The following is a 21,065-nucleotide window of genomic DNA, read 5'->3' as shown; positions in this document are numbered from 1 at the left end:
TCAGGCTTTCCACGCTTTCCAGGTGTTGATCAGACCGTTGGTGGAGCAGTCGTGGCTGGTGACAGCCTCGTTGTTGCCCAGTTCTGGCAGGATCTTGTTGGCCAGCTGTTTACCCAGCTCCACGCCCCACTGGTCGAAGCTGAAGATGTTCCAGATTGCACCCTGTACGAAGATTTTGTGCTCGTACATGGCGATCAGGGCACCCAGGGTTTTCGGGGTCAGGCTCTTGAACAGGATGGAGTTGGTCGGACGGTTGCCTTCGAACACCTTGAACGGCACCAGATCCTTGACCTGCTCCAGGGTTTTGCCAGCAGCCAGGAACTCGGCTTCAACCTCTTCCTTGCTCTTGCCGAAGGCCAGCGCCTCGGTCTGGGCGAAGAAGTTGGCCAGCAGTTTCGGATGGTGGTCACCGATCGGGTTGTGGCTGATGGCCGGCGCCAGGAAGTCACAGGGGATCAGCTTGGTGCCCTGATGGATCAGCTGGTAGAAGGCGTGCTGGCCGTTGGTGCCCGGCTCACCCCAGATGATGGGGCCAGTCTGGTAGTCAACCGGCTTGCCGTTGCGATCCACGTACTTGCCGTTGGACTCCATGTTGCCCTGCTGGAAGTAGGCAGGGAAGCGGTGCATGTACTGGTCGTACGGCAGAATGGCTTCGGACTCGGCACCGTAGAAGTTGTTGTACCACAGGCCAATCAGCGCCAGCAGCACCGGCACGTTCTGCTCATAGGAGGCAGTGGCGAAGTGCATGTCCATCTCGAAGGCGCCTTGCAGCAGGGCTTCGAAGTTTTCGAAACCGACGGAGAGAGCGATGGGCATGCCGATGGCGGACCAGGAGGAGTAGCGGCCGCCAACCCAGTCCCAGAACTCGAACATGTTATTGGTGTCGATACCGAACTCGGCCACGGCCTTGCCGTTGGTGGAGAGGGCGGCGAAGTGCTTGGCAACGTGGGCCTTGTCACCGGCGATGTTGATGAACCAGTCGCGGGCGGTCAGGGCGTTGGTCATGGTCTCCTGGGTGGTGAAGGTCTTGGAGGCCACCAGGAACAGGGTGGTTTCCGGATCGATCTTCTTCAGGGTCTCGGCGATGTGGGTGCCATCGACGTTGGAGACGAAGTGCATCTGCAGGTGGTTTTTGTAGGGACGCAGTGCCTCGGTGATCATCACAGGGCCCAGATCGGAGCCACCGATACCGATGTTGACCACGTGCTGGATCGCTTTGCCGGTGTAGCCTTTCCACTCGCCGGAGATGATCTCCTCGCAGAAGCCCTTCATCTTGGCCAGCACGGCGTTTACTTCCGGCATCACATCCTTGCCGTCGCACTCGATGGGGCGGTCGGAGCGGTTGCGCAGGGCCACGTGCAGTACGGAGCGGCCTTCGGTCATGTTGATCTTGTCGCCATTAAACATGGCATCGATCGCGCTGCGAAGATCGGTCTCTTTGGCCAGATCAACCAGCAACTTGAGGGTTTCTTCGGTGATCAGGTTCTTCGAGTAATCAACCAGGATGTCGCCGCCGAAGGTAAGGGAAAACTTGTCAAAGCGCTTCGGGTCCTGCGCGAACAGATCCTTGAGTCGGGTCTCTTTGTTTGCTGCAAAGTGGGCTTCCAGTGCCTGCCAGGCCTGGGTTTGGGTTGGATTGATATTTTTCATAGGATTCCTGAAATGCCAAGTTGTGTTTGAACCTTGCAGGCAAGGTCCCGCCAAACCTTATTATCCGAGCATTATAGCGAGCCGGCCGAGCGGCCCGTGTAACAGAGTTTTACCGATTGTCTTTAACCGCAATGGGGCAACCGTCGGGAGTATACAACCAGAACATCGGGATTATGAGTCACGAAAGCAAGGGGGATCTTGCGCTCGCTCATGATTGGGGCTGGCCCGCAGCTCTGAAATTGTTTTCATTCAGCCGGCCTGATTATGCAGCGGATGGCGCGCTAGAAATGACAATGCCAGCCCGAAGGCTGGCATTGTGGGTTGCTGCTTTACCGCGATCATGCCTGCGGTTTTTGCATGTGCATCACCATCTGCGGGAAGGGAATTTCGATCCCTTCGGCATCAAAGGTGAGTTTCACCTTCTCGTGGAAGTCGAACCAGACACCCCAGTAGTCGCCGGTCTTGACCCACGGGCGCACCACGATATTGACCGAGGAGTCGGCCAGCGCGGCGACGGCGATGGTAGCGGCCGGATCCTTCAGGATGCGCGGCTCTTCGTTCACCAGACGCTCAAGGATCTGCTTGGCCTTGCGCAGGTCGGAGCCGTAGCCGATACCGAAGGTCATGTCGACGCGGCGGGTATCCATGCGGGAGTAGTTGACGATGGTGCCGTTGAGGATGGCGGAGTTCGGAACTACCACCATCTTGTTGTCACCGGAGGTGAGGGTGGTGGTGAATAGCTGAACGGATTGCACCACGCCAGACGTGCCTGCCACTTCGATAAACTCGCCCGCCTTGATGGGGCGGAAGATGATCAGCAGGAAGCCAGCGGCAAAGTTGGAGAGCGAGCCTTGCAGCGCCAGACCGATGGCCAGACCGGCGGCACCGATAATGGCGACGAAGGAGGCGGTCTGCACGCCAACACGGCCCAGCGCGGCGATCACCACGAACACCAGGATGGCGTATTTGAGGATGCTGCCAACGAAGTGGGTGACGGTGGTGTCGAGCTTGCGCGCCTGCATCACTTTTACCACGCCACCGCTGAGCAGATTGGCTGCGATATAGCCGACCAGCAGGGTGAGCAGGGCGGCCGCGATGTTGACGGCATACTCGATCAGCAGGCCCTGGTTATTGACCAGCCAGGTCTGCGCTTCGGTAATGATTTCGGGTTCCATAGGATGTCCTTTCGGGTGCTAAAGGTTTATGGCGCATGAATCTAACATCGCAGCGCGACAGTCCGGGTCGCATCTGGTGCTTATTTTACTGCCATAAAAAGCTGCCACAAAAAAGAAGGGAGGCCAAGGCCTCCCTTCTTCAAGCTAGGTGAAAGCGCTGCCGATCAACTTTGTAGCAGTTGACTGCGAATAAATTGCCACTGATCCTCAAATCCGGCGGTGGGCTTGAGCTTGAACTCGGAGCGGACAAACTGGCTGATGCGGCCCTCGGTATAGGCCAGCAGCAGATTGGCCAGCATGGTCTCATCGAGCTGGAAGCCCTGACCCTCGCGCAGCCGCTTCTCGCGCAGCACCTGTTTGATCTGGGTCTCCAGCTTGTCGAACAGGATGCTGATGCGATCCCGCAGCCGATCGTGCTCACCCAGCAGGGCGTCGCCATTGAGGATGCGGGTAATGCCGGGATTGCGCTCGGCGAACACCAGCAGCAGCTGCAGAATGTGGTGGCAGCGCGCCATGGTGTCCTTCTCTTCCGCCATGATCAGATTGACCCGTGACAGCAGGGAATCCTCGATAAAGTCGATCAGCCCCTCGAACATCCGCGCCTTGCTGGGAAAATGTCGATAGAGGGCTGCTTCAGAGACGCCGACCTCGGCCGCCAGACGGGCCGTGGTGATACGCTGACCCGGACTGGTTTCCAGCATATGGGCGAGCGCCTGCAGGATCTGATCGCGCCGACTCTGTTTCTGATTACTGCTTGCCATGGATTCCCCTAAAAAAACAATGGCTTGATTCTGTTATTAGGCACCGCCCATCAGGTTGGTGTGGTCTGTTATTGACGACCGGAAGAACCAAAACCGCCTTCGCCCCGTTCGCTCTGGTTGAACTCATCGACCAGTTGGAAGCTGGCCTGAACCACCGGCATGATTACCAGCTGGGCGATACGCTCGCCGGGTTGCATGGTGAACTCATTCTTGCCGCGGTTCCAGACCGAGACCATCAGCTGACCCTGATAGTCGGAATCGATGAGACCGACCAGGTTGCCCAGCACGATGCCGTGCTTATGGCCAAGGCCGGAGCGGGGCAGAATGGTGGCACACAGACCCGGATCCTGAATGTGAATAGCCAGACCGGTCGGTACCAGGGTGGTATCACCCGGAGCCAGAGTCAGCGGCGCATCCAGCAGGGCACGCAGATCCATGCCGGCAGAGCCGGGAGTGGCGTAGGCGGGCAACGGGTACTCGGTACCGATACGGGCATCCAGAATCTTCAGTTCAATTTGTGTTGTCATGAATCGCTTTTTCAGTTGGATCTTGTGTTGGCGCCCCTCTTGGCAAGGCGGGGCGCCGTGAGTCTTGTTCTTTCGGGACGCTCAGCGCCGATAGTGACGCGCAATCAGGGCGATCAGGTGACGGGCCAGCGTCAGCTTGTCGGCCAGTGGCAGCGGGGCCTGGCCCCCTTGCCAGAATACGGTCAGGGCGTTGTCATCGGCGTTGAAGCCTTGCCCCTCGCGGGACACATCGTTGGCGGCGATCATGTCCAACCGCTTACGCTGCAATTTATCGAGGGCGTATTGTTCCACATCCACGGTTTCGGCGGCAAATCCGACAGTGAAGGGCTTGTCTGAAAGGGCGCCGACGGCCGCGATGATGTCGGGGTTTTTCACCAGCTTCACCACCATCTGGTCGTTGTCACCAGTCTTCTTGATCTTCTGGCTGGCGACCTGCTCGGGGCGATAGTCAGCCACTGCTGCGCAGCCGATGAAGAGGTCGCACTCGCCCACCAGGCTCATTACCGCCTGATGCATCTGCTCGGCGCTCTCCACATCGACACGGGTCACGCCTGCCGGCGTAGCCAGCGTCACCGGCCCGCTCACCAGCGTCACCTCGGCGCCCGCTTCACGGGCAGCGCGGGCGATGGCAAAGCCCATCTTGCCGGAGCTGTGGTTGCTGATGTAGCGCACCGGGTCCAGCGCCTCGCGGGTCGGGCCTGCGGTCAGCAGCAGCCTGACGCCCGCCAGCAAGGGCTCGGCGGCCAGTTGCTGGCAGCAGCGATCCACCAGTTCGAGGGGATCCAGCATCCGGCCCGGGCCCACATCGCCACAGGCCTGGCTGCCGGCATCCGGCCCCCACAGCAGAATGCCGCGGCTGGCCAGGGTCTTGAGGTTGGCCTGGGTCGCAGCGTTGAGATACATCTGCTGGTTCATGGCGGGCGCCAGCGCGATGGGCGCTGGAGTGGCCAGACAGAGGGTGGTCAGCAGTTCGTCGGCCATACCGGCCGCCATACGTGCCATCAGGTTGGCGCTGGCGGGGGCAATCAGTACCAGATCGGCCCACTTGGCCAGCTCGATATGGCCCATGCCTGCTTCGGCAGAGGGGTCCAGCAAGCTATCCGCCACCGGATGACCGGAGACCGCCTGCAGGGTCAGCGGGGTGATGAACTCCTTGGCGGAGCGGGTCATCACTACCCGCACTTCGGCCCCTTGATCTTTCAGGCGGCGTACCAGCTCGGCACTCTTGTAGGCGGCGATCCCGCCACTGACACCCAACAGGATGCGTTTATCGGCCAATCTCATCTGCTGTTTCTCTATCCGGCTCACTTTGACTGGTCGGCTAAGATACCACAGGCTGGGGATGACGACAGGGGTTGGCATCAAGGGCTTGTGGCGGGGAACACGCAAATATTTGCTATGTTTTTCCTCAACAGGGAGAGAGGAGAGACAAATGAGCATCAAGGAGTGGCCGGAAGATGAACGCCCCAGAGAGAAGCTGTTGCGTCAGGGGCCTACTGTGCTCAGTGATGCCGAGCTGCTCGCGATCTTTTTGCGCACCGGAGTCAATGGTTTAAGTGCTGTCGATCTGTCACGCAACCTGTTGAATAAATTCGGTTCTTTGCGAAGTTTGCTGGATGCGGATCAACAGACATTTTGCGAGGCCCACGGCCTTGGCCCTGCCAAATATGCCCAGTTGCAGGCGGTGCTGGAGATGGCGAGGCGCCATCTGGCACAGCAACTGCAACGGGGTGATGCGCTCACCTCACCCCAGCTGACCCGCGACTATTTGCAAGCCCAGCTGCGGGATCGGCCGCGCGAGGTATTTGCCCTGCTGTTGCTCGACAATCAGCACAGAGTCATTCAATTTGTTGAGCTTTTTTTCGGCACAATCGATTCGGCGAGCGTCTGGCCCAGAGAAATCGTGCAGATCGCACTCAAACATAATGCAGCCGCGGTGATTCTGGCGCATAATCACCCGTCCGGCGTCGCCGAGCCCAGTCGGGCCGACCGCCAGATCACGGATCGGATCACGGCCGCCTTGGCCCTGATCGATATCAGAGTGCTGGATCACTTGGTGATCGGTGACGGCATCACGGTTTCTTTCGCCGAGCGCGGTTGGTTATGACTGTGCTCTGGCGCCGTATTAGTTGATCTTTGATCACGGATGCTGTATAAAATGCCGCCTTCTGTTTGCCCCGCAATCGAAGGCCAGCGGGGCAGATATTTGCTCGAGCAATGAAGTAAGATTTGGAGAGACTGACATGTCTAGAGTATGCCAAGTAACCGGCAAGCGCCCGGCAGTTGGTAACAACCGTTCGCACGCTAACAACGCTACCAAGCGTCGTTTCCTGCCGAACCTGCACACTCACCGTTTCTGGGTTGAGAGTGAAAAACGCTTCGTAAGCCTGCGCGTATCCGCAAAAGGCATGCGTATCATCGACAAGCGTGGCGTTGAAGTGGTTCTGGCTGAACTGCGCGCCAGCGGTGTTAAGGTATAAGGAATTAGATCATGGCTAAAGGTATTCGCGAGAAAATTCGCCTGAACTCCAGCGCCGGTACTGGTCACTTCTATACCACTACCAAAAACAAGCGCACCATGCCCGAAAAAATGGAGATCAAAAAGTTTGATCCCGTTGTTCGTCAGCATGTGATCTACAAGGAAGGCAAAATCAAGTAATTACTTGATGCTGCATTCCCAAAAACCCGGCTTCGTGCCGGGTTTTTTTATGCGCCGAATTCAGTACACTGCCGGTTCAAAGGGAGGCTTGCCATGTTCAAATTGAGCCGCAAAGGCTGGAATAACGTGATCATTGTGGTGGTGCTGATCGTGATCACTCTGTTGCACCGTATGGAGACTGCCCAGCAAGAGAACAGCGCCAAGCGGGCTCGCCCCTTGTTGCCGGATGCGGCCGTGGTGCTCACTTGGCAGGGGCCTAGTTGGCAGATTGAGCGGATCGGTCAGGGCTGGCGCAGCGTGCCGGATTTGGGGCTCGACACTGCTCAGCTGGATGCCCGTCTGGCACGCTGGCAGAGCTGGTTGCTGCCCCCCGGTGAGGCGGTACGCGGTGCGCCGGTGACCATCAAGGTGTGGATTGCCGGCCAGAACGATCCGGTCGAGATCGGCCTCTATCAGAACAGCGGTCAGTATGGTGCCCAGCTGCCGTCCGGTCTCTGGCTCGCCCTCACTGCCGAGCAGTATCGCGATCTGCTGCGTCCTGCCCCCTGATTTCCTTTTACTTGCGAGGTGCCCATGCCTGAATTGCCAGAAGTTGAAGTCAGCCGTCAGGGGATCTCTCCCTGGCTCACCGGTATCAAGGTGACGCGCGTGGTGGTGCGGGATGGCCGCCTGCGCTGGCCGATACCCGGTGAGATTCAGGAGCTGGTGGACCTCACCATCCATCGGGTGCGCCGCCGTGCCAAATACCTGCTGCTGGAGACCGATTTCGGCACCGCCATCCTCCATCTGGGGATGTCCGGCAGCCTGCGGGTACTGGATATCGGCACGCCAGCCGAGAAGCACGACCACGTGGATATCGAGCTGGAGAATGGCAAGCTGCTGCGGCTCAACGATCCGCGCCGCTTCGGTGCCCTGTTGTGGACCCGTGAACCGGCCGAAGCCCACGCGCTGCTCGCCAAGCTGGGGCCAGAGCCGCTCACCGATGCCTTCAATGCCGATTACCTGCAGGGGCGAGCCAAGGGGCGCAGTACTGCAATCAAGCAGTTCCTGATGGACAATCAGGTGGTGGTCGGGGTGGGCAACATCTACGCCAACGAGGCGCTCTATGCCGCCGGCATTCACCCCAAGCGGGCGGCGGGTACTATCAGTGCCAAACGGCTGGGAACCCTGGTGGCAGAGATAAAGCGGGTACTGGCCGAGGCGATTCGTCAGGGCGGCACCACCCTCAAGGACTTCACCAGCGCCGATGGCAAGCCGGGCTATTTCGTGCAGCAGTTGCAGGTCTATGGCCGTGGCGGGCAGCCCTGTTTCCACTGTCACACCCTGCTGACCGAGATCAGAATGGGGCAGCGCACCACGGTTTTTTGCACTCATTGCCAGCGCTGAGCGTACTTTTTTCCCCGATCCGGGGGAAGTTGTAACAGCATATTTCCAGGCTGTTGAATATTTGCGCAGTCATCACTAGTATCTGCGGCCGTTCAGGCGGTTTGAGAACTAGAAATGACTTTAAAATCAATAGACTGGGAATATCTATCCCAGCAAGAGCGCTATTGCGCCAAGAAAATGGCCCGCTTCCTCTACCCCGAGGGGTGCGAGCGCCAAACCTTCAATCGCGGCAAGTTCGTGCTGCGCAGCCTGCTCTATCGCAAGTCGCTAAGCCGGGTCTTCAATCTGTTCCGGTGCGAGTCGCTCAAAGCGCTGCCGGCCATTTATCCCGAGCTGCTCGACAAGCCGATGCGTCCCTATCGCTTCGCCAGTGCCAGTGCCCGTCAGCGGGCCGAGATGCTGGAAAACCACTATCAGCTGCAGCTGAGTTGCTATCCGCAGCTGGTCGAGCCGCTCTATCTGGCGGGCGGCATCGAGCTGGGGCGTTATCCCCAGAGCGATTGCCGCATCGTGCTGCGCCATGACGGCACCTTCCGCCGCGAGGCCGAGCTGGCCCTCTCCATCATCGATAGCGAGGGGTTGCGTCTCTACAGCTGCGCCTTCTCGCTGGCTGGCAGCGCCGAGCAGCTGCATCTGGTGATCGGCTCCATGCAGGGGCCGGAACCCGGGGTGGCCAACGCGCAGGATAAGGTACGCGAGCTGACCAAGGAGGGGCAGGGGCTGCGGCCCAAATCCCTGCTGGTGCAACTGGTGCAGCAGCTGGCGCTGGCGATGGGCAGCGGCGAGGTGCTGGCGGTGCGCAAACGGGCTCACGTGTTTCAGGCCAAGCGTTACAGCAGCAAGCAGAAGGCCAACCTGCAGGCCGATTACGACGAGTTGTGGCAGGAGTTTGGCGCGCAGGATGTGGATGCCAACTTTGTCGCCCTGCAGTTGCAGCCGCGCAAGCCGCTGGAGGAGATCGCCTCCAAGAAGCGGGCCATGTACCGGCGCCGTTACGAGTGGCTCGATCAGCTGGCGCTGGCGATCCGCGAGCAGTTTGCCCGCCGCTAGGCGTGCAGTGCGTTGATGCAACAAGGGCTACCCGTGGGTAGCCCTTGTTGTATCTGCCATCAGGGGAGGAATTAGCGCTGTTGCTGTTTGGCTGCGATGGCCTGGGCCACCACGGGATCGACAAACTGACGAATGTCGCCACCGTGCAGCGCCACCTCTTTCACCAGGGTGGAGGAGATAAAGGAGTTCTCCTCGGCTGGGGTGAGAAAGACGCTCTCAAGCGTGGGCATCAGGCGGCGGTTCATGTTGGCCAGCTGGAACTCGTACTCGAAGTCGGAGACGGCGCGCAGGCCGCGGATCAGCACGTTGGCCTGATGCTCTTTGGCAAAATCGACCAGCAGGCCGGAGAAGCCCACCACCTTGACGTTGGGAAGCTGGCTGGTCACTTGCTGGACAAGCTGGACACGTTCTGCCAGATCGAACAGCGGGCGCTTGCTCGGGCTGTTGGCGACCCCGACCACCACCTCGTCAAACAGCTTGGCGGCCCGGCCGATCAGATCGGCGTGGCCATTGGTAACGGGATCAAAAGTCCCGGGATAAATTACCCTGGTAGTCATCTTTGCGGTCCTGCAACCTGGAAATTTGGTCGCATTATAAGGTCGTCGCTTGAGAATAGCAGTGCATCAGGCAAGAATACGCCATCGCGCATCAAGCCTCCTTGCATTGGTGACAGGGAGCAAAGGGATTTTTTATGAAACGTATTCTGGTCGTTCGCAATGACAAGATTGGTGACTTCATGCTGGCGTGGCCGAGTTTCGCCATGCTCAAAGGCTCCATGGAGTGTCATGTGACTGCCCTGGTTCCGGCCTACACGGCGCCGCTGGCCCGGCTCTGCCCCTGGATTGACGAGGTGATCATCGATCCGGGCGTGCGGGCCGACAAGGAGCAACAGCGAGCGCTGCTGGCGCGGATCAAGGCGGCGGCGTTCGACGCGTCCATCTGCCTCTTCTCCAACTCCCGCAACGCCATGCTGGTGTGGAAGGCACACATCCCTTACCGGTTGGCCCCGGCGACCAAGCTGGCCCAGGTGCTCTACAACCAGCGACTGGTGCAGCGCCGCTCCCGCTCCCAGAAGCCGGAGTCCGAGTACAACCTGGAGCTGATCCGCCGCTTCCTGGCCGATCAGCAGGTCGCCGTGGTGGAGCCCAAGACCCCCTTCCTGCAGTTCGATGACGAGACCCTGCGGCAGGTGCGTGAGCAGCTGGCACTCAAGCTCAAGCTCGATGCCAGCCGCCCCTGGTTGATGGTGCATGCCGGTAGCGGCGGTTCGGCCAACAACCTCTCCATCGAGCAGTACGCCCGCATCATCATCAAGCTCAATCAGGCCTGCCCCGAACTGCAGTGCGTGCTGACCGCAGGCCCGGGTGAGGAGAAGATGGCTGAACAGCTGGCGGCCGAGCTGCTGGCCCACGGCGGCAACGGCTGGATCTACCGCTCCAGCGACGGTCTGCCGATGTTCTGTCAGGTGCTGGCCAACGCCGCCCTGTTCGTGGCAGGCAGTACCGGGCCGCTCCATATCGCCGGTGCGCTCGACGTGCCGACCATCGGTTTCTTCCCGATGCGCCGCTCCGCGACTCCGCTGCGCTGGAAGCCCCTCAACAGCGAAGGGCGTCACCTTGCCTTCAGCCCGCCGGAGGATAGCGACCATCCTGAGGATATGAGCCAGCTCGATCCCAAGACCATGGTGCCGGTGATGGCCCGCTGGGCGGCGCCTTTCTGGCGCAAATAACGTACGCAGCAATGCAAACAGGGCCCCGCGGGGCCCTGTTTCGTATGACGGTTATTCCGGCTGCTGCGGCTGCTGGCGCACCCAGAGGTCGGCGTATTTGACGAAGGTGGAGTGGGCGGAGAGGATGGCCAGCAGCAACCCCTGCTTGCCATCGAGGAAGCCCGCTTTGAGCAGGTACATCTTGAGGAAGCAGCCGACCGCATGGATCAGCCCCTGACTGAGGGAGCCCTTCTTGCCGCGGGCGGTGCGCTGGTCGGCCCAGGCGCGGGCATAACCGGCGGATTTGACCAGATAGTGCTCCAGATCCCGATAGGTGAAGTGGAGCAGGTCGCCATGAATATTGACGATCTTCATGTTGGCCCGCACTTCCACCTTTTCGTGCACCAGCGCCTCGTTGTAGCTGGTGAGCGCCTTGGGATAGAGGCGCAGCACCCGATCCGGATACCAGCCGCTGTGGCGGATAAAGCGGCCAAACACCCAGGAGAGGCGCGGGATCGAGTAGATGGTATCGCTGGCCGGATTGGCCATCACCTCGGCGATGGCGGTTTTCAGCTCGGGGGTGAGCCGCTCGTCGGCATCCAGCCACAGCACCCAGTCGGACTGCACGTGGGACTGGGCCAGTCGGCGCTGCTTGCCAAAGCCCGGCCACTTGGCGTTGACGAAGAAGCGGGCGCCAAATTCGGCGGCAATGGCCGGGGTCTCGTCCTGACTGCCGGAGTCCAGAATGACGATCTCGTCCACCAGTCCGTCGAGGGAGGCGAGGCACTTGCGCAGGTTGTCGGCTTCATTCTTGACGATCAGAACGGCAGCCAGAGTCGGTTTTTTCACGAATGTGGGCTCACGGTTATTGCCCGGCTGGCGGGTCGAATGCGTATTGATGGACCATTCTAACGGAAAAACGGGTCAAAGAGAGAGCCGCCATTGCCCGTTTCTGCCAGCTGTTTACCTGTCCGGCTGGCGTTGCGTCTCTTCAGAAGACCTGTGGAAAAATGAGACGGCAGAGGTACCTGGCAAGGATCTTCTGTTATTTATCCGACCATTGCATGTGGCGCGTAATCTCGCCCAGTTGGAAGAAGATCGTCACTGGGAAAATGAGACGGCAGAGGCGATTGCCAAGGATCTTCTGTTATTTATCCAGTCATTCTTGGGGCATAATCTCGCCCAGTGATGATTAACAGCCGGGCCCGTCCCGAGAGAAGACGCGTGATGAAAATATTGGTGATCGGCCCCTCCTGGGTCGGCGATATGGTGATGTCCCAGAGCCTCTACAAGGCGATCAAGGCCAACCATCCGGAGTGCGAACTGCACGTGATGGCCCCCGCCTGGTGCTGCGCCCTGCTGGAGCGGATGCCGGAGGTGGACAAGGCGATCACCATGCCCCTTGGCCACGGTGACTTCAAGCTGGTGGCGCGCCGCCGCCTCGGCAAGCAGCTGGCGGCCGAGCAGTACGATCAGGCCATCGTCCAGCCCAACTCCATGAAGTCGGCGCTGATCCCCTGGTTTGCCCGCATTCCGGTGCGTACCGGCTGGAAGGGCGAGAGCCGCTACGGCCTGCTCAACGACCTGCGCAGCAACAAGTCCGCCTTCCCGCTGATGGTGGAGGGCTATCTGGCGCTCGCCTATCCCAAGGCGCAGATGAAGAGCCGGGCCGATATCCCGACCATTCCGCACCCGGCGCTCCACGTCGATCTGATCAACCAGAGCAAGGCACTGGAGCGGCTGGGGCTGGATAGCACCCGCCCGGTGCTGGTGCTCTGCCCCGGTGCCGAGTTTGGCCCGGCCAAGCGATGGCCGGAGGGGCACTACGCCGTGGTGGCCCAGCAGCATCTGGACGAGGGGTGGCAGGTGTGGATCTTCGGTTCCAACAAGGATGTGCCGGTTGCCAACACCATCCGGGATCGGGTCAACCTGCTGACTCGCCCCAACTGCCACGTGCTGGCGGGCAAGACCAGCCTGCACGAGGCGATCGATCTGATGGCGCTGGCCAGCCGGGTCATCTCCAACGACTCCGGTCTGATGCACATCGCCGCCGCCCTCAACCGGCCGCTAGTGGGCGTCTATGGCTCCACTTCGCCGCTCTACACCCCGCCGCTGGCGGATCGGGTCGAGATCGTTCACACCGACATCGAGTGCCGCCCCTGCTTCAAGCGCACCTGCAAGTTCGGCCATCTCAAGTGCCTGATCGACCTGGCGCCGGAGCAGGTGGTCGATGCCTGCAAGAAGCTGGAGCAGAGTCAGTAAGATGCCCTACCGCCTGCTCTACAACCTGCTGATCCATCTGGGATTGCCGCTGGCGCTGCTGGCCCTCTACAAGCCGAAGAAGGGCAAGCCCGGCTTTGGCAAGCGCTGGGCCGAGCACCTCGGGCGGCTGCCCGCCACCGGACAGGAGGCGCCGCTCTGGATCCATGCGGTGAGTGTGGGGGAGACGCTGGCCATCACGCCGCTCATTCGCGCCCTCAAGGCGGAGCGGCCCGATCTGCCGATCCTGCTCACCACTACCACCCGCACCGGTGCCGATCAGGCTGCCAAGCTGGGGGATCTGGTGATCCATCGCTACGCGCCGCTCGACTACCCCTGGGCCATTGCCGCCTTTCTCGACACCTTCAAGCCGCGCGCGCTCTGGGTGATGGAGACCGAGCTGTGGCCGAATTGGCTGGCCGCCTGTGAGGCGCGCCACCTGCCGGTGACCATCATCAACGCCCGTCTTTCCGAGCGTTCCTGCCAGCGTTATGCCCGCTTCCACGGCGCCTTCGATGCCCTGAGCCGGCCGTTGACTCATCTGCTCTGCCAGCATCAGGATGACGCCGACCGCTTCGCCCGCCTCGGCATCGATCGTTCGCGGCTGGCGGTGACCGGCTCCATCAAGTTCGATATCCAGTTTGGTGACGAGGTGCAGGCCAAAGGGCGTGCCCTGCGCCAGCAGCTGGGCGCCGAGCGGCCGGTCTGGATCGCCGCCAGTACCCATCTGGGTGAGGATGAGCAGGTGCTGGCCGCCTTCGATCTGCTGCTCAAACGCCAGCCCGACGCGCTGCTCATTCTGGTGCCGCGCCACCCCGAGCGGTTCGACCGGGTGGCCGAGCTGTGCGCCCCTTATGGCTGCGTGCGGCGCACTGATGGTGCTACGGTGAGTACCGGGGATAAGGTCTATCTCGGCGATACCATGGGCGAGCTGCCGCTGATGCTGGCGGCGGCCGATGTGGCCTTCGTCGGTGGCAGTCTGGTGAAGATCGGCGGTCACAACCTGCTGGAACCGGCGGCGCTCGGCAAGCCTTGCCTGACTGGGCCCGCCTACTTCAACTTCAGCGACATCACCCGCCAGCTGGTGGCTCAGGGTGGCGCCGCCATCGTGGCCAATGCCGCCGAGCTGGGCGAGCGGGTGAGCCAGCTGTTTGCCGACGGCAACACCCGCCGCGAGATGGGGGAGCAGGCTCGCGCCGTGGTGCTGCGCAATCAGGGAGCGCTGGCGCGCACCCTCTCGCACTGCCTCACTGCGCTGGAGAACGACTGAACCCATGACGAGCACCGCTCTGGCTCTCGATTTTCAACTGCAAAAGCGTCAAAGCAGCAGATCCCCGTTTCACACGTCATCAAAGAGGCAACCATGTTCAAGGCTCTGTTACTGGAAAACCAAGACGGCAAGACTGTTCCAACCCTGACCCGACTGACCGAGAGCCAGTTGCCGGAAGGTGAAGTGCGGGTAGCGGTCGCTTACAGCTCCATCAACTACAAGGACGGGCTGGCCATTACCGGCAAGGGCAAGATTGTGCGCCAGTGGCCACTGGTGCCCGGTATCGACTTCGCCGGTACCGTGCTCGAGTCTGCCGACAGCCGCTATCAGCCCGGCGACAAGGTGGTGCTGACCGGTTGGGGTGTGGGTGAAGGCCACTGGGGCGGCATGGCCGAACAGGCTCGGGTCAAGGGTGACTGGCTGGTGCCGTTGCCCGCCGGGCTGGATGAGCGCCAGGCCATGTGCATCGGTACCGCCGGTCTCACCGCCATGCTCTGCGTGTTGGCGCTGGAAGAGGCGGGTATTACTCCGGATAGCAGCGAGGTGCTGGTCACCGGCGCTGCAGGCGGCGTGGGCTCCACCTCGGTTGCCCTGCTGGCTGCCCTTGGCTATCAGGTGGCAGCGCTGACTGGTCGTCCCGAAGAGCAGGGCGCCATGCTGACTGCGCTGGGTGCCAGCCGCATCGTGCCGCGCAGCGAACTGCTTGTGCCCGCCAAGCCGCTGGAGAAGCAGCTGTGGGCCGCAGCCATCGATACCGTTGGCAGTCAGGTGCTGGCCAAGCTGTTGGCCCAGATGAACTATGGCGGCGCCGTGGCGGCCTGTGGGTTGGCGGGCGGTTTTGATCTGCCGACCAGTGTGATGCCCTTCATCCTGCGCAACGTACGGTTGCAGGGGGTCGATTCGGTGATGTGCCCGTTTGAACGTCGTCAACTGGCTTGGCAGCGACTGGCACGGGATCTGCCTGCCAGCTTCTTCGCACAGGCGGTTACCGAGATTGGGCTGGAGCAGGTAGTGGAGGCTGCCGAGGCCATCACGCAAGGCCAGATCGCCGGCCGCACCTTGGTCAAACTTTGAACTCCCTCTGACTGGCGAGCCCGACAATTCCGGATAAAATTGGAGTGCGGGTGAACTATCCAAGGAGAGTGAAGATGGGTGGACACAAGCCGGATTACGACTCCTCTGATGATGATTGGGAGCCGGATTCCTGGGAGGAAGAGCTGGATCAGTGGGAAGAAGAAGGCTGGCAGGACGATGATCCCTTCGATGACCCCTTCAACAACCCGTGATCCATAGCATTGAATGAACAGGCGGGCATTGTGCCCGCCTGATTTTTTGCCGCGCTCACACGGTTGAGTGTTCGCCCTTGGTCAGGGGCAGGCCGCTGGGTAGAATGAACTGCCCAAACGACGCTCAAGGATGACTATGCGACTCACCATCATATTGTTGGCTGCCCTGCTGGGTGGCTGTGTCTCCAACGATGATCCCTGCGAGAAGGTGTGGAGTGAGGTAGGGGAGGCAGATGGCAAGCTGGGCTTCACCGCCGAGCGGGTCGAGTTCCATCAGGGCCAGTGCGGCAAACAGGTGGACACCGAACTGTGGGAGCAGGGACGCCAGAAGGGATTGGCATGGTATTGCCGCCCCGAGCATCTCTATCTGGCCGGCCGCTCAGGCGAGGAGTATCGCGGAGTCTGCCCGAATGATATCCAGGCGCGCAGATTGTTCGAGCAGGGGCGTCAGGGGTGGACTGATCAATAACGCCCTGACAGGGAGGGGCGTTACTCCTCTTTCAAGCGCAGCGGTTGGCAGAGATAACCCTTGTCATTGGCACTGCGGGCGCACTTTCCGCAGACAAACTTGGGTTTGCGGACTATCTTTCGCAACGCCTTGAGATCGGCTGGGATCTCGTGACGGCGCCATTCACACAGGGTTTTGCTGCCCATAACGACTACCTCTACGACTCGACGGCCGTATTGTAATCGATTTTCATTTCGAGTGAACCGGCAAAACTCGCTTATTGGTTGATATGCCAATAAGCGATTGTTTCGGGAGGGATTACTGGTAAAGGAACTTGGTGAAGATGAGTTCGCGTACTGCTTTCTTGCCAGTCTCTCGGACCAGCAGTTCGTTGACCTTGGTCTCGCACTCCTTGCGCAGCTCTTCGCGGCTGACCAGGGATTTTATCTGCTCGGCACTCTTGCTGCCCATCAAGCGAATGATGGTATCGCGGATCAACGGGTCATGCTGCTCCAGCAGCTTGAGGTCGGCCTCGTTCTCGGCCATCAGCTCCACCGTAACCCGGACATAACCGAGGGTTTTGCCGTTGCTCAGGTAGTTGGTGATGATGTCGGGGTCGAGCGCATGATAGGAGAAACCGGGTTTGGCAGCGCCCTCTGCGCCCTCGGCGGGCGGCTCTTCTTCGGATGAGGCTTGTACATGCAGCGCACCACAGCTCAGTAACAACACCAGCAGAATTTTGAAGATCTTCATATAGATGGCTCATCAGCAAGAGATAACCCATTTTTGATGTTGCCATCGGGGCCGTCAAGCACGGATGTTCTTACATTTCGCTATTGATTTACGGATAATAAACCGGATTTTAACCTGAACACGGAAATCTCTGGATGGTGAAGCTGTGAAGTCCGAGTTGACTGTTCCTCTCACGCCGTTAAGCGGGTGGCTGGCCCCCGAATGTTGTGAATTGCCCGCCAGCTTGCGCCCCTGGCTGCTGGAGCCCGGCTCCATGACCCTGCGGCTGCGTCAGCACAATCGCCACTTTTCGGTGGAGTGGCTGGGCAATCACCCGGTCGCCCTTACTGCCGATGAGCAGTGGCTGGTGGATTCGGCCTCTCCGGCCGGTACCTGCCGCGAGGTGATCCTGCACGGGGATCGTGGGCCCGCCGTGCTGGGTTGGACCCTGTTTGCCGATGACGCGTTGCAAGGGAGCGGCATTGCCGAGCTTGGCGAGCAGCCGCTGGGTGAGCGGGTATTTGGCCATGAGCCTGCCCGCCGCGATCACCTGCAGCTGGCCCGTTTCGATATTGCCGCCAATCCCCGTTGCCCGGCCGCCACTGTCTGGGGGCGTCGTTCCCGTCTGTTTCTGGGGCAGTGGCCACTGCTGGTGCATGAGCTGTTTCTGCCCTCTCTCGTCTGTGACAAGGAGCTGGAGTGAATCTGTTAACCAAGGAGCGGGGACTTGCCTACATGCAGTTGGCCCGCGTCGACAAACCCATAGGCACTCTGCTGCTGCTGTGGCCAACCCTGTGGGCGCTCTGGCTGGCCGCTGGTGGCCTGCCCAATCTCTGGGTGCTGACCGTGTTTGTGGTCGGGGTCTTTCTGATGCGCTCGGCAGGGTGCGTCATCAACGACTATGCGGATCGCAACTTCGATGGCCACGTCAAACGCACCGCTGGTCGCCCCTTGCCTACGGGTAGGGTCAAGCCGTGGGAGGTGTTGGCGCTCTTCTTCGTGCTGGCGCTTATCTCGTTTGGTCTGGTGCTGACCATGAATCCGCTCACCATCGGTCTGTCGTTTGTCGCCCTGCTGCTGGCGGTGAGCTACCCCTTCATGAAGCGCTTTATCTCCAATCCCCAGCTGGTGCTCGGGATGGCCTTCTCCTGGTCGATCCCGATGGCCTATGCTGCCCAGGCGGATGCCCTGCCGCTGGTGGCCTGGTTGCTCTTCTTCGCCAATCTGCTCTGGACGGTGGCTTACGACACCCAGTACGCCATGGTGGATCGGGATGACGACCTCAAGATCGGCCTCAAATCCAGCGCCATCCTGTTTGGTCGTTACGACAAACGGATCATCGGCGCATTGCAACTCTCGACGCTGCTGCTGCTGCTGGCGGTCGGGCAGCTGATGACGCTGGGGGGCTGGTATTACTGGGGATTGCTGGGGGCGGCGGTGCTGTTTGTCTATCAGCAGCGGCTTATTCGTGAGCGGCAGCGGGAAGCCTGCTTCCAGGCGTTTCTCAACAACAACTATGTGGGGGCGCTGGTGTTTGCCGGTCTGGTGCTCGATTACCTGCTGGCGTGACATGTTCCCACGCAGACTCCGATAAAAATGAAGGCCGCATCATGCGGCCTTCTTTGTTTGCGTTGCAGATCAGAGCTGATTGCCTGCCTGAATAGTGCGGCGGATCTTGTTGCTCAGCAGCGGCACTATATTGTCGGCCAGCGCCTGGAAGCGGCCGAGATCCGGCTTGCACTCGGGAGAGAGGTAGCCCTCCTTGCGCAAGGTGTGGATCAGGGTGCTGAACAGCTTCTGGTCGAAGAACTCGGGGGCGTTGATGCCGTGCAGGGTGCCGAGGCGCTCTGCCATCATCAGGCCGTCCGCCTCCAGCTGCTCCGCCTCGATATGGGGTTGGGCCAGCACCCGGGTCAGCACGATGGCGTAGCGTTGCAGGGTCTCCTGAATGCTCTCAGCCAGCAGCAGCAGGCGCATCTGGTTGGCCGGATTGACCCAGTAGCCGTCATCGCGGGTCTCGATCAGTTGCTGGGTCTGCAGCGCGTCGAGCAGGCTATCGACCAGCGCCGGCAGCTCATCCTCTTCATAACGCAGGAACAGCTCGGTCTTGAGCAGCGGATAGATGTCGATGCAACGGGCCATGATCTCGCTGCGGGAGATCCCTTCGCACCGTTCGATCAGTGCCGCCACCAGAGAGGGCATGGCGAACAGGTGGAGGATGTTGTTGCGGTAGTAGGTCAGCAGGATCGCCTGATAGCGGTCCAGACTGATGATCTGCCCCAGCTTGTCCTCGCTCACCTCGAACTTGTTGAGCTCCATCGCCTGATCCAGCAGGGTCTTGGCATCCTCATCCGGAATGGTGCTCTGCGGGCTGTAAGGCACCGCCTTGAGCAGATCCAGATAGGTGTTGAGCTGGGCCTGCAATTCGTCGCGGGTCAGGGCGTGGCGCTCGGCGGCCAGCAGCGCCAGCGCGCTCAGGGTCAGGCCGTTGACCGCGGCAGCGCCGTTGATGCGGGTCATCAGCAGTTCGGCCAGATTGTTGACGGTGCCCGCCATCCACTCCGGACGCTCCTCTTCCCCGATGTGCTTTTTCCAGTCGGGGATGTGTTCGCTCAGGTAGCTGTTGAGAGTCAGCGGCTCGCCGAAGTTGACGAAACCACGGCCGTAGTTGCGCAGCTTGCGCAGGATGCCGAGCACCTGCAGGAAGCTCTCTTTCTCCTTGCGACTCCCCTTAAGCTCGTTGTGGTAGGTGTTCACCTCCATCACGTGCTCGTAGCCCAGATAGACCGGCACCAGAGTGACCGGCCTGTCCAGCCCGCGCATCATTGCCTGCAGGGTCATCGCCAGCATGCCGGTCTTGGGCGGTAGCAGACGGCCGGTACGGGAGCGACCACCTTCGGTGAAGAACTCTACCGAGTAACCCTTGGCAAACAGCAGGTTGAGGTATTCCCGGAATACCGTGCTGTAGAGCGGGTTGCCCTTGAAGGTGCGGCGAATGAAGAAGGCGCCGCCGTGGCGGAAGATGGGGCCCGCCGGCCAGAAGTTGAGGTTGATGCCTGCCGCGATATGGGGCGGCACCATCCCCTGGTGGTAGATGACGTAGGAGAGCAGCAGGTAGTCCATGTGGCTGCGGTGGCAGGGAACGTAGACGATCTCGTGCCCTTCCTGCGCCAACTGGCGTACCTTCTCGGCGCCATTGACCGACAAACCGCGGTAGAGCTTGTTCCACAGCCAGCCGAGGAAGCTCTCGCCCAGGCGGATCAGCCGGTAGGAGAAGTTGGAGGCGATCTCGTCCATGTAGCCATGGGCGCGCTTTTGCGCCTTCTCGAGGCTGATCCCCTCGCGCTGGGCCTCCTCTTCAATCGCCTGCTGGATCACCGCGGAGTCGAGCAACTGCTTGAACAGCAGGTTGCGGTTCGGCAGTTTCGGGCCGGTGGCAGCCAGCTGCTGGCGGCTGAAGTGGGTTCGGGCCACTCGTGCCAGCTTGTGGGCGATCCCTTCGTCGGTGCCGTGCTTGTCCGCCATGTAGCGCAGGGAGAGCGGCGGCGAGAAGCGCACCAGATTCTCGCGACCCTTGAGGATCACGATGAGCGCCTTCTTCAGCCGGTTCGGCGCCAGACTGCTGATGATGTTCCAGCCGGAAGCCTCTTCGCCTTCCCGACCCGGGGCGCGGCCCCAGAACAGGGTGACGGGCACCACCTGGATATCGAGTTCGGGATCCTGCTTGTGCAGATCCAGCAGCTGGTGAAACTCCTGCAGGAAGGGGAGCGGTTTGCTGCGTTTGCCAAACAGGGGAGGCGGACGATCCAGACAGACATAGCGCGGCAGCAGCTGGCCGTTGAGCTCCAGCGGCGTGAAGGGGCCGGGCAGACCGAGATCCTCGCAGCACTGCTGCAAGGTCATCAGGTCGGTGATCGAACTGGTTTTCAGGGCATAGACGATGGGTCTGGCCGGATCCAGATTGAGTTCTGTGATGGGATTTTCCGGCAGGCTCTTGTGATTGACCAAGCCGCTGACCGGCCATTGCAAGATGGCTCTGGAAATCTTCTGTCCTAGGGACATGTGCGTCTGCTCTCCAAAAAAATGCGGCGTGAGCATAGCAAATCGACAGCCCCTTGTCGCCGAGAGGTACGATGAGTCGGCTGCGCAGGATC

At 60.7% G+C, this 21,065-nt stretch carries 25 protein-coding genes; 15 read left to right on the top strand and 10 right to left on the bottom strand.

The window, feature by feature from the left end; translation table 11 throughout:
* The 5 genes from pgi to coaBC form a co-directional block, all read right to left on the bottom strand.
* Positions 1-1,650 carry a glucose-6-phosphate isomerase gene (pgi, locus tag G5154_RS20275; RefSeq protein WP_421251560.1) on the bottom strand — a complete coding sequence of 550 codons (1,650 nt, stop codon included), beginning with the start codon at positions 1,648-1,650 and terminating at the stop codon, positions 1-3.
* A 338-nt stretch (positions 1,651-1,988) separates the two neighbouring features.
* A complete protein-coding gene (locus G5154_RS20270) occupies positions 1,989-2,825 on the bottom strand; it encodes a mechanosensitive ion channel domain-containing protein (RefSeq protein ID WP_041210774.1) in 837 nt (278 codons plus the stop codon).
* 164 nt (positions 2,826-2,989) lie between these two features.
* On the bottom strand, positions 2,990-3,586 hold the full coding sequence (gene slmA / locus G5154_RS20265) for a nucleoid occlusion factor SlmA (RefSeq protein ID WP_005339495.1): 597 nt from the start codon (positions 3,584-3,586) through the stop codon (positions 2,990-2,992).
* Positions 3,587-3,654: 68 nt separating this feature from the next.
* Positions 3,655-4,113: a dUTP diphosphatase gene (dut, locus tag G5154_RS20260; protein ID WP_139736000.1), complete on the bottom strand. Its 459-nt coding sequence runs from the start codon at positions 4,111-4,113 to the stop codon at positions 3,655-3,657.
* 81 nt (positions 4,114-4,194) lie between these two features.
* Positions 4,195-5,397 (bottom strand): bifunctional phosphopantothenoylcysteine decarboxylase/phosphopantothenate--cysteine ligase CoaBC, encoded by a 1,203-nt coding sequence (coaBC, locus tag G5154_RS20255; RefSeq protein WP_421251559.1) that lies wholly within the window; start codon positions 5,395-5,397, stop codon positions 4,195-4,197.
* A gap of 148 nt (positions 5,398-5,545) precedes the next feature.
* Between coaBC and radC the strand changes: the two genes are divergently transcribed.
* The 6 genes from radC to G5154_RS20225 all read left to right on the top strand — a co-directional run bounded on the left by radC (position 5,546) and on the right by G5154_RS20225 (position 9,208).
* Entirely contained in the window at positions 5,546-6,220 is a 675-nt protein-coding gene (radC, locus tag G5154_RS20250) for a RadC family protein (RefSeq protein WP_227342961.1), read from the top strand.
* 136 nt (positions 6,221-6,356) lie between these two features.
* Positions 6,357-6,593 (top strand): 50S ribosomal protein L28, encoded by a 237-nt coding sequence (gene rpmB, locus G5154_RS20245; protein WP_005307492.1) that lies wholly within the window; start codon positions 6,357-6,359, stop codon positions 6,591-6,593.
* An 11-nt stretch (positions 6,594-6,604) separates the two neighbouring features.
* Positions 6,605-6,772, top strand: coding sequence for a 50S ribosomal protein L33 (gene rpmG, locus G5154_RS20240; RefSeq protein WP_005307500.1), 168 nt, complete (start codon positions 6,605-6,607; stop codon positions 6,770-6,772).
* A gap of 93 nt (positions 6,773-6,865) precedes the next feature.
* On the top strand, positions 6,866-7,321 hold the full coding sequence (locus G5154_RS20235) for a hypothetical protein (RefSeq protein WP_421251558.1): 456 nt from the start codon (positions 6,866-6,868) through the stop codon (positions 7,319-7,321).
* A gap of 24 nt (positions 7,322-7,345) precedes the next feature.
* Complete coding sequence (gene mutM, locus G5154_RS20230; RefSeq protein WP_216979846.1) at positions 7,346-8,158, top strand: bifunctional DNA-formamidopyrimidine glycosylase/DNA-(apurinic or apyrimidinic site) lyase; 813 nt, start codon at positions 7,346-7,348, stop codon at positions 8,156-8,158.
* Positions 8,159-8,335: 177 nt separating this feature from the next.
* Complete coding sequence (locus G5154_RS20225) at positions 8,336-9,208, top strand: VirK/YbjX family protein (RefSeq protein ID WP_421251562.1); 873 nt, start codon at positions 8,336-8,338, stop codon at positions 9,206-9,208.
* A 71-nt stretch (positions 9,209-9,279) separates the two neighbouring features.
* Here the strand turns inward: G5154_RS20225 and coaD are convergent, their stop codons facing one another.
* Positions 9,280-9,765 carry a pantetheine-phosphate adenylyltransferase gene (coaD, locus tag G5154_RS20220; protein WP_005357393.1) on the bottom strand — a complete coding sequence of 162 codons (486 nt, stop codon included), beginning with the start codon at positions 9,763-9,765 and terminating at the stop codon, positions 9,280-9,282.
* 134 nt (positions 9,766-9,899) lie between these two features.
* Between coaD and G5154_RS20215 the strand changes: the two genes are divergently transcribed.
* Positions 9,900-10,937, top strand: a complete 1,038-nt coding sequence (locus tag G5154_RS20215; RefSeq protein WP_075114298.1) for a glycosyltransferase family 9 protein — start codon at positions 9,900-9,902, stop codon at positions 10,935-10,937.
* 51 nt (positions 10,938-10,988) lie between these two features.
* Here the strand turns inward: G5154_RS20215 and G5154_RS20210 are convergent, their stop codons facing one another.
* Positions 10,989-11,765: a glycosyltransferase family 2 protein gene (locus tag G5154_RS20210; RefSeq protein WP_005357395.1), complete on the bottom strand. Its 777-nt coding sequence runs from the start codon at positions 11,763-11,765 to the stop codon at positions 10,989-10,991.
* Between the two features lie 49 nt (positions 11,766-11,814).
* Between G5154_RS20210 and G5154_RS20205 the strand changes: the two genes are divergently transcribed.
* The 6 genes from G5154_RS20205 (at position 11,815) to G5154_RS20180 (ending at position 16,200) form a co-directional block, all read left to right on the top strand.
* Positions 11,815-12,105: a hypothetical protein gene (locus tag G5154_RS20205; protein WP_421251557.1), complete on the top strand. Its 291-nt coding sequence runs from the start codon at positions 11,815-11,817 to the stop codon at positions 12,103-12,105.
* A gap of 38 nt (positions 12,106-12,143) precedes the next feature.
* On the top strand, positions 12,144-13,178 hold the full coding sequence (gene waaF / locus G5154_RS20200; protein WP_421251556.1) for a lipopolysaccharide heptosyltransferase II: 1,035 nt from the start codon (positions 12,144-12,146) through the stop codon (positions 13,176-13,178).
* A gap of 1 nt (position 13,179) precedes the next feature.
* The gene (waaA, locus tag G5154_RS20195) at positions 13,180-14,445 is read left to right on the top strand and encodes a lipid IV(A) 3-deoxy-D-manno-octulosonic acid transferase (protein WP_421251555.1); all 1,266 of its coding nucleotides are present in this window, start codon (positions 13,180-13,182) and stop codon (positions 14,443-14,445) included.
* A gap of 93 nt (positions 14,446-14,538) precedes the next feature.
* Positions 14,539-15,519, top strand: a complete 981-nt coding sequence (locus tag G5154_RS20190) for an MDR family oxidoreductase (RefSeq protein WP_421251554.1) — start codon at positions 14,539-14,541, stop codon at positions 15,517-15,519.
* Positions 15,520-15,593: 74 nt separating this feature from the next.
* Positions 15,594-15,731, top strand: a complete 138-nt coding sequence (locus G5154_RS20185; RefSeq protein WP_216952376.1) for a hypothetical protein — start codon at positions 15,594-15,596, stop codon at positions 15,729-15,731.
* 136 nt (positions 15,732-15,867) lie between these two features.
* Positions 15,868-16,200 (top strand): DUF2799 domain-containing protein, encoded by a 333-nt coding sequence (locus G5154_RS20180; protein ID WP_421251553.1) that lies wholly within the window; start codon positions 15,868-15,870, stop codon positions 16,198-16,200.
* A gap of 20 nt (positions 16,201-16,220) precedes the next feature.
* On the opposite strand, the gene G5154_RS20175 is transcribed toward G5154_RS20180, so the two are convergent.
* Positions 16,221-16,385 carry a hypothetical protein gene (locus tag G5154_RS20175; RefSeq protein WP_421245065.1) on the bottom strand — a complete coding sequence of 55 codons (165 nt, stop codon included), beginning with the start codon at positions 16,383-16,385 and terminating at the stop codon, positions 16,221-16,223.
* A 112-nt stretch (positions 16,386-16,497) separates the two neighbouring features.
* Positions 16,498-16,932 carry a flagellar basal body-associated FliL family protein gene (locus tag G5154_RS20170; protein WP_421245066.1) on the bottom strand — a complete coding sequence of 145 codons (435 nt, stop codon included), beginning with the start codon at positions 16,930-16,932 and terminating at the stop codon, positions 16,498-16,500.
* 145 nt (positions 16,933-17,077) lie between these two features.
* Here G5154_RS20170 and G5154_RS20165 point away from each other — a divergent pair, with 145 nt between their 5' ends.
* Positions 17,078-17,614 (top strand): chorismate lyase, encoded by a 537-nt coding sequence (locus tag G5154_RS20165; protein ID WP_258721908.1) that lies wholly within the window; start codon positions 17,078-17,080, stop codon positions 17,612-17,614.
* Positions 17,611-18,480, top strand: coding sequence for a 4-hydroxybenzoate octaprenyltransferase (gene ubiA, locus G5154_RS20160; RefSeq protein WP_005339536.1), 870 nt, complete (start codon positions 17,611-17,613; stop codon positions 18,478-18,480). The genes G5154_RS20165 and ubiA overlap by 4 nt, the downstream gene beginning before the upstream one ends.
* Before the next feature lie 69 nt (positions 18,481-18,549).
* On the opposite strand, the gene plsB is transcribed toward ubiA, so the two are convergent.
* Positions 18,550-20,973: a glycerol-3-phosphate 1-O-acyltransferase PlsB gene (plsB, locus tag G5154_RS20155; protein ID WP_421251552.1), complete on the bottom strand. Its 2,424-nt coding sequence runs from the start codon at positions 20,971-20,973 to the stop codon at positions 18,550-18,552.
* Between the last annotated feature and the right edge of the window lie 92 nt (positions 20,974-21,065).

It is taken from the genome of Aeromonas sp. 600527 (assembly GCF_049175415.1).
GTDB lineage: Bacteria > Pseudomonadota > Gammaproteobacteria > Enterobacterales > Aeromonadaceae > Aeromonas > Aeromonas veronii_A.
Note: the sequence above shows the minus strand (reverse complement) of the source record. Positions and strands in the feature narration are given on the sequence as shown.